Origin of the sequence: Burkholderia sp. MSh2, assembly GCF_000731655.1 — a bacterium.
GTDB classification, from domain to species: Bacteria; Pseudomonadota; Gammaproteobacteria; order Burkholderiales; family Burkholderiaceae; genus Burkholderia; species Burkholderia paludis.
In genome coordinates, this window is record NZ_JPGM01000124.1 from 1 (window position 1) to 7,766 (window position 7,766).

Annotated in this window: 7 protein-coding genes and 1 pseudogene; 2 read left to right on the plus strand and 6 right to left on the minus strand. The window is 63.7% G+C overall.

Annotated elements, in window-relative coordinates; translation table 11 throughout:
- The coding region (locus GQ57_RS37640; RefSeq protein WP_034200575.1) for an integrase core domain-containing protein at positions 1 to 322 on the plus strand (322 nt) is incomplete at its 5' end.
- A 30-nt stretch (positions 323 to 352) separates the two neighbouring features.
- On the opposite strand, the pseudogene GQ57_RS41085 reads toward GQ57_RS37640, so the two are convergent.
- Positions 353 to 502, minus strand: a pseudogene (locus GQ57_RS41085) (CoA transferase); the annotation flags it as partial.
- Positions 503 to 785: 283 nt separating this feature from the next.
- On the opposite strand from GQ57_RS41085, the gene GQ57_RS37645 reads away from it, so the two are divergent.
- Entirely contained in the window at positions 786 to 2,567 is a 1,782-nt protein-coding gene (locus GQ57_RS37645; RefSeq protein ID WP_034200576.1) for an acyclic terpene utilization AtuA family protein, read from the plus strand.
- Between the two features lie 95 nt (positions 2,568 to 2,662).
- On the opposite strand, the gene GQ57_RS37650 is transcribed toward GQ57_RS37645, so the two are convergent.
- The 5 genes from GQ57_RS37650 to GQ57_RS37670 form a co-directional block, all read right to left on the minus strand.
- The gene (locus GQ57_RS37650) at positions 2,663 to 3,034 is read right to left on the minus strand and encodes an enoyl-CoA hydratase/isomerase family protein (protein ID WP_052001632.1); all 372 of its coding nucleotides are present in this window, start codon (positions 3,032 to 3,034) and stop codon (positions 2,663 to 2,665) included.
- Positions 3,035 to 3,388: 354 nt separating this feature from the next.
- A complete protein-coding gene (locus GQ57_RS37655) occupies positions 3,389 to 5,029 on the minus strand; it encodes a fatty acid--CoA ligase (RefSeq protein WP_034200577.1) in 1,641 nt (546 codons plus the stop codon).
- Positions 5,030 to 5,080: 51 nt separating this feature from the next.
- Positions 5,081 to 6,259: a CaiB/BaiF CoA transferase family protein gene (locus GQ57_RS37660; protein WP_034200578.1), complete on the minus strand. Its 1,179-nt coding sequence runs from the start codon at positions 6,257 to 6,259 to the stop codon at positions 5,081 to 5,083.
- 261 nt (positions 6,260 to 6,520) lie between these two features.
- Complete coding sequence (locus GQ57_RS37665) at positions 6,521 to 7,465, minus strand: electron transfer flavoprotein subunit alpha/FixB family protein (RefSeq protein ID WP_034200579.1); 945 nt, start codon at positions 7,463 to 7,465, stop codon at positions 6,521 to 6,523.
- A 16-nt stretch (positions 7,466 to 7,481) separates the two neighbouring features.
- Positions 7,482 to 7,766: electron transfer flavoprotein subunit beta/FixA family protein (locus tag GQ57_RS37670; protein ID WP_034200580.1), on the minus strand; the 285-nt coding region annotated here is incomplete at its 5' end.

Below are 7,766 nucleotides of genomic sequence, written 5' to 3' on the forward strand. Positions count from 1 at the left end.
CGTTCGGTCTGACAACGGTGCCGAATTTACCGCTGCCAGGGTCATGCGCTGGCTGCGGGATGCGGCCATCGGTCCGGCCTTCATCGCGCCCGGCAGTCCGTGGCAAAACGGCTTCGTCGAGAGCTTCAACGGCAAGCTGCGTGACGAATTGCTGAACCGGGAGTGGTTCCGCAGCCGCGCCGAGGCCAAGGTGCTCATCGAACGCTGGCGGCAGTTCTACAACGAGCGCCGGCCCCATAGCGCACATCGCTATCAACCTCCCGCCACGGTCCGTCGAGCCTGGCCGGAGTCCGATAATATCGACATGCGACTCACTGCTTAACTGGCTACAAAATCCCGCCGCAGGTCACTTGCCGATGTTGCGGATGCTGTCGCCGTCCGGAGGCTCGACCTTGATCACGTCGGCACCCAGGTCGGCCAGGATCTGTATGCAGTAGGGGCCGAAAATCCCGGTACTCATGTCTGAGATGCGGATGCCCGCCAGCGGCGCTTGCTCGCGCATTCGAGGGTCCCCTTTCCACGGGCCGGTTTCACGGCCATCAAATCATCATGGCATCCATGGTGGATCAAATCATTGGCTTCACGAATCGTCGGAAGCGGCGAAATCGTCTTTCGCACCAGCGAGTGCGCGCATCGATCCGCCGGCCGGCGCGTCCATCGTCGATTCCGACGATGCGGCGGCCTGCATGCGATGCCTATACTCGGCGGCAACCCGCTGAGTCTCAATGCCGTCGCGCTCGCCGCATTGCCGGCGGGCGATCCGTGCGCCCTTTCTGGAGTGTTTCATGGCACAACGACCCATCGTTATCGGTAATTTCTCGGCGTATCTCGGCGATCGCTATACCGCGCTCGACGAAATGATGAACTCCGGCAACGTCGATGTACTGATCGGCGATTACCTGGCGGAAATCACGCTCGCGAACTTCGTCGCCCGATATCAAGCAGATCGCACGCAGGGCTATGTCCCGTACTTCATCGATCAGGTTCGTCCGCATCTGCGCGACATCGCGCGGCGCGGCATCAGGATCGTCGTCAACGCCGGTGCGCTGAATCCGGACAGCCTGGCGCAGGCGCTGCGCGCGGAGATCGCGGCGGCCGGCGTCTCGCTACGCGTCGCCCATATCGACGGCGACGACATCGTGAATCGTCTGCCCGCCCTGCAGGCTGACGGTCACGCGATGGAACATCTGGACACCGGCGCGCCGCTCGCGAGCTGGGGCCACGAGCCGATCGCCGCCAACGCGTATCTGGGCGGCTGGGGAATCGCGGCCGCGCTGCAGGCCGGCGCGGACATCGTCGTGTGCGGGCGCGTGACCGACGCGTCGCTGGTCGTCGGCCCGTGCGCGTGGTGGCACGGCTGGAGGCAGGACGACTGGAACCCACTGGCGGGCGCCGTCGTTGCCGGCCACATCATCGAATGCGGCGTGCAGGCGGCCGGCGCGAACTTCACAGGCTTCCGGGACATTCCGGGGCTGGTCGAAGGCGGCTTCCCGATCGCCGAAGTCGCAGCCAACGGCACCTGCGTCGTCACGAAGGACCCGAATCGCGGCGGCGCGATGACCACCGACACCGTCACCGCGCAGCTCGTCTACGAAATCCAGGGGCCGACGTACCTGAACCCCGACGTCACGACCGAGCTGTCGCACGTTACGCTCACGCAGGTAGGCAAGGATCGCGTCGCGGTGGCGGGAGCCGTCGGCTCGCCGCCGCCGGCGACGACGAAAGTCGCGGCGTTCGCACCGATCGGCTGGCAGATCGTGCTGTACGTGTTCGTGACGGGCCTCCATGTCGAAGAGAAAATCGCGCTGCTCGAAGCCCAGGTGCGCCACCTGACAGCCGGGGCCGCGATCGACCAGCTCGAGTTCACGCAGATCGGCACAAGCGCAGCGGACCCTCGCACACAGGGCGAGGCGACTGTGACGCTGCGCATCATGGCGACCGCACGCGATCGTGATGCGCTCGCACCGGCGCGATTCTCATCGAAGGTCTACAGTCTGTACACCAGCAGCATCCCGGGCTTCTTTCACGATACCGGCGCGTTCCGCGTCACCGAACCGTCGCCCCGCACCGAGTACTGGCCGGCACTGCTGCCGATGACCGAACTCCACCATCGAGCCGTGCTGGACGACGGCCGTGCGATCATGATCGCGCCGCCGTCAGCGAGCACGTCCCCGTGGCAGCCGACGCATCCGGAACCCACGTCGCCCCCACCCATTGGCCCGACGCGCGCACTTCCGCTCGGCACGATCGCGTATGCGCGCAGCGGCGACAAGGGCGGCAATTCAAACCTCGGAATCTGGGTCGGCGACGATCGGGCATGGCCATGGCTGCGTCGAATGCTGTCGAGCGACATGCTGCGCAGGCTCGTGCCGGAGTGGGAAGGCCTCGATATCGTGCGCCACGAGTTCCCGCGTCTGCGAGCGGTTCACTTCATCGTGCGTGGCCTGCTCGGCAACGGCGGCTCGAGCAACCTGCGCTTCGATCAGGTCGGCAAGGCCGTCGGCGAATACTTGCTCGCGAAGACAGTGGAAATTCCCGTCGCACTGATCGACGGTGCCAGCGATTGACGCCGGCGTGCGCTCGCGTGCCCGGCCTGCCCGAGCGCGCGAGCGCGACAGCCCGGGGGCGGCTGTTCGCACCGACAAGGTGCGGCAGCCGGCACTCAGCGGCCAGTGAACACGGGCGCGCGCTTGGCGGAGAAGATGGCCGCGGCCTCCTTGAAACCCTCGGTCATCAGGGCGAGCACCTGGGCGCGGTTCTCGACCTCGATGGCAGCGTCGAGGCCGGGCGCTTCCAGGTTGGTCCACATGATCTGCTTGGTGTGGCGCGTGGCATAGGGGCTGTTGCGCAGCACCTGGCCGGCCAGCTCCAGCGCCCGGGACAGCAGCGCATCGTCGTCCAACACTGCTGCGACCAGCCCGATGCGTTCTGCCTCGTCGGCCGGCACCGGGCGGCCGGTGAGCATCAACTCGAAGGCACGCGAGGCGCCCACCAGGCGCGGCAGGTGATAGCTGATGCCACACTCGCCAGCCATGCAGTGCGCAATCGAATTCGAGTGGCTCGAGCCAACGGCGAATCGCGCTGCTATCGATCGGGTCGGCCACGAACACCGGTGGGCGGTCGTCGAAATCGCGGCCGACTGCATCGCACATCGCCTGCCAGGCAGCCTTCCAATCGCCATGCTCAGGTGTCGTGCGTGTCTCCCGACCGGTAGACGGTGCGTATGCTCGGTGGCGCCAAGGTGGAGCGCCGCCGTCCCTCAAAGATCCCGCAACTCCAGATCATCCGCATCGGGGATTCGATCGCGAGGTCGCGAGATAGCGGGCCGAAACGGCCCCTTTCCGTGTATTTGCCAACGGGCCGTCTCATCGATGACGCCGGTACCGGGTCACAATACCTGCTTCGCAAATTGTTCGCGCAAGCGCTTTTTGTCGAATTTTCCGACACTGGTTCGCTCGATGGTCTCGACGATCACGAAACGCTCAGGAATGGCGTACTTCGATATCAGGCCACAGTCGGCCAGCGCACCCAAGTGCGCACGGAGCATGTCGGCATCCACGTCCCTCCCCGAAACGGGCACGACGATTGCCAGCGGACGCTCGCCCCACTTCGGATCGACCATACCGATGACCGCCACTTCCTGAACCCCCGGATGCTGACCGATCGCATCCTCGAGCGCGATCGACGAAATCCATTCGCCGCCACTCTTGATCACGTCCTTTGCGCGATCGACCAAATGCAGGTAGCCGTCCTCGTCGAACCGGCCGATATCGCCGGTGTGCATCCAGCCGCCCGTCCACAGCGCATGACTGCCAGCTGGGTCCTTCAGATAGCCCTGAGTCAAATGCGCCGCGCGCGCGACAATTTCTCCTACCGAAACACCGTCCACCGGCACCGGCCGCATCTCGCTGTCGACAACCTGCACCTGCGTTAGCATGCCGGGCAAGCCTGCGCTGACGCGTATGCGGAGATCGCGCTCGAGCCTGCCTCGCTCATCGGCAATATCGTCCAGCACGTCGGTTTTGATTAACGCCAAGGTGAGCAGCGGGCAGCTCTCCGACATGCCATACCCGCAATATATGTCGATGTTGTGCGCCCGCGCCTGCTTGCAAAGCACGTGAGACAACGCACTGCCACCGATCACGACCTTCCAGCCACCAAAATCGGCGTCTTGCGCTTCAGGCGTGGCAAGCACCATCTGCAGCACGGTCGGCACGCAGTGCGAGAACGTTACGCCTTCCGACTTCGCCAAACCCGCCAGCATCGATGGCTCGTAGCGGCCAGGATAGACCTGCTTCCAGCCGCACATGGTCGCAATGTACGGATAACCCCACGCATGTGCGTGGAACATCGGCGTCATCGGCATGTAGACATCATTGCGCGAAAAACGGCCATTCTCGGTCGACTGGGAAACCGTCGCCAGTACGGCCAACGAATGCAGCACGATCTGCCGGTGGCTGAAGTAGACGCCCTTCGGCATTCCGGTCGTCCCAGTCGTATAGAACAGCGTCGCGCGGGTGTTCTCGTCGAACTCCGGAAATACGAAGGCCGGATCGGCCGCACCGAGCAGCGCTTCGTACTCGCCGGCCCAGTCGAGCCCGACTGGAATCTGCCCGTCTTCGCTCAGACAGATGAAGCGCTTGACGTGCGGTAACTGCGCACGGATTTCCTGGATCAGCGGCACGAAATCGACATGCAGGAGTACCGTCTCCGCCTCAGAATGATCGACCGTATAGGCAACCTGTGCAGGCGTCAGGCGAATGTTCGCCGTCATCAGTGTCGCGCCGAGCATCGGCACGGCGAAATAAGCTTCCAGGTAACGATGGCTGTCCCAGTCGAGCACCGCCACGGTATCGCCCTCACCGATTCCGAGCCGCGACAGGGCACTGCCGAGCCGCCCGATGCGCTGGACCAGCATCGGATAGTCGAACCGCAGACGGTCACGATAAACGACCTCCTTGCGCGAGCGCTGCGCAATGGGCATTACCAACAGCTGTTTGATAAGCAACGGGAACGCATACGGATTCATTTTGTCTCCACTCAGTTTCTGTTATTGGCTTGTTTCATCGTCACGGCCGTGCTAATTCACCCCATCATCACCCGCAATGCCGAGCTCGCGGTTTAGCTCGTCGGTATGCTGTCCGGGTGCCGGTGCATCGCACAAATCGGGATAGTCAAAACCCGCGAATCGAACCGGCGGGCGCACCTCGATATAACCGCCTTCGGTCGGATGCACGCGTTGACGAAACAGGCCAGTCGCATTCAGATGCGGATCAGTCAGCACGCTACTGATTTCATTGACTTGGATGGCCGGCACGTTCGCCGCCTTCAGGATGCTCAACCACTCCGCAGTGGTCCGCTCAGGCAGTATGATCGCCATGACTTCGTACATCTGTTGTACGCTATTGCGCCGCGACATCTCGTCGGCAAAGCGCGGCTCGTCGAGGACCTCCCCATGGCCAGCGGCCTCGAAGAAGCGAACCCATCGGTCATCAATGTACGGTGCGACTGAAATGTAACCATCGCGGGTGCGCATGGGCTGGCGTGTCGGATCGAGCTGACGTGAATATCCCCAGCGCCCAGTTGGCGGAACATAGGTCTCGTTGCACAGGTGTTCGAGAAGATTGAAGCTCGCGATCGACTCGAACATGGGGACTTCGATATATTGCCCCTCCCCGGTGCGCAAACGCTGTACCACCGCCGCGAGCGTCGCATAGGCAGCATGCAGGCCGGACACCTTGTCGGCGAACAACGTGGGCAGATATCGCGGCTTGGGATCGCCGTCCACACGGGGCAATAGCGTGGCGGCACCCGATGCGGCCTGAATGATGTCATCGTAAGCCTGCAAGCCAGCGTATGGGCCGTCGAGCCCGAAGCCGGTGCAGTGCACATAGATGATGTCGGGCCGAAGCTTGCGGACCTCGTCGTAACCCAGCCCCGCGCGTTCGATGGCCTCGGGCCGGATGTTGTGCACAAATACATCGGCGGTCTCGAGCAGGCGCCGCATCGCCGCACGGCCGGCCTCGGTTTTCTGATCCCAATCGACTGAACGCTTGCCCCGATTGAGCCGCATGTGAACCGGCCCCATCCCGACAGTCACCGGTGGCGTGCCGATGCGGCGCACGGTATCACCACCCGGCGGCTCGACCTTGATCACGTCCGCACCAAGGTCGGCGAGAATCTGCGTGCAGTACGGCCCAAACACCACCGTGCTCATATCCGCGATGCGAATCCCGGCTAACGGGGGCTGCTTCTTCATATGCGTGTCTCCTGATGATAGGCGCATCGCACGACCCCTTCTGCTCCGGACACGGCAAAACTGCAAGAGCGAGCGCCACCGCTATCATGCCGGCGGGAATAGGTCGAGCGGGTTCGATGACTTTATGGGTGCTGCGTCAGGCGACGCATCGTCGGAAATGAGTAATTCTCACGGCTGGACAGGGGAGCGTCGTGCCATCGGTCGAAAGGTGCGGCAAACCGGCTTTTCAGCGCCAAGGAGGGAAAAACGTCAATGGTGCCTCTACGCGACACCGGTCAATTCGGGGACATGCGTGAACAGATCGCCGACGAGGCCGTAGTCGGCCACGCTGAAGATCGGTGCTTCCGGATCCTTGTTGATCGCGACGATCACCTTCGAATCCTTCATGCCGGCCAGATGCTGGATCGCACCCGAGATGCCGACCGCGATGTACAGCTGCGGCGCGACGATCTTGCCGGTCTGGCCGACCTGGTAGTCGTTCGGCACGTAACCTGCGTCGACTGCGGCACGCGATGCGCCGAGTGCAGCCGACAGCTTGTCGGCCAACGGCTCCAGCACCTTCGTGTAGTTTTCGCCGCTGCCCAGACCGCGGCCGCCCGACACGATGATCTTCGCGCTGGTCAGCTCCGGACGGTCCAGCTTCGTCACTTCACGGCTCACGAACTTCGACTTGCCGGCATCGGCTGCCGCTTCGATCTTCTCGACCGCTGCGCTGCCGCCGTCGGCCGCGACCGGATCGAAACCCGTCGCACGCACCGTGATGACCTTGATCGGGTCGCTCGACTGCACCGTCGCGATCGCGTTGCCCGCGTAGATCGGGCGCTCGAACGTGTCGGCCGAATCGACCGCCGTGATGTCCGAGATCTGCGCGACGTCCAGCTTCGCGGCGATACGCGGCGCGATGTTCTTGCCGTAGGCCGTCGCCGGCGCGAGGATGTGCGAGTAGTCCTTCGCGATGTTCAGCGCGGTCGCCTCGACGTTTTCCGCCAGGCCTTCGGCCAGTTGCGGTGCGTCGGCCAGCAGCACCTTCGACACACCTGCGATCTTCGCTGCTGCATCTGCCGCCGCTTGCACGTTGTGGCCCGCGACCAGCACGTGAACGTCACCGCCGACGAATTGGCCAACTTCGGCTGCCGCCGCCACCGTGTTCAGCGTCGCGGCCTTGATCGACGCGTTGTCGTGTTCTGCAATCACCAGAATCGTCATTTCCTTGCGCTCCCTCTTACAGCACCTTGGCTTCGGTCTTCAGCTTCTCGACCAGCGTCTTCACGTCCGGCACCTTCACGCCGGCCGCGCGCTTCGGCGGCTCGACCACCTTCAGCGTCTTCAGACGCGGCGCGACATCCACGCCGAGGTCTTCCGGTTTCACGGTTTCCAGCGGCTTCTTCTTCGCCTTCATGATGTTCGGCAGCGTCACGTAGCGCGGCTCGTTCAGGCGCAGGTCGGTCGTGATGACCGCCGGCAGCGACAGCGACAGCGTTTCCGCGCCGCCGTCGACTTCGCGGGC

Bases quoted from the DNA above. Each gene is read 5' to 3' on its own strand.
- GQ57_RS37660 (WP_034200578.1), bottom strand. From the start codon at position 6,259: ATGAAGAAGCAGCCCCCGTTAGCCGGGATTCGCATCGCGGATATGAGC.
- GQ57_RS37650 (WP_052001632.1), bottom strand. From the start codon at position 3,034: ATGGCTGGCGAGTGTGGCATCAGCTATCACCTGCCGCGCCTGGTGGGC.
- GQ57_RS37655 (WP_034200577.1), bottom strand. From the start codon at position 5,029: ATGAATCCGTATGCGTTCCCGTTGCTTATCAAACAGCTGTTGGTAATG.
- GQ57_RS37645 (WP_034200576.1), top strand. From the start codon at position 786: ATGGCACAACGACCCATCGTTATCGGTAATTTCTCGGCGTATCTCGGC.
- GQ57_RS37665 (WP_034200579.1), bottom strand. From the start codon at position 7,465: ATGACGATTCTGGTGATTGCAGAACACGACAACGCGTCGATCAAGGCC.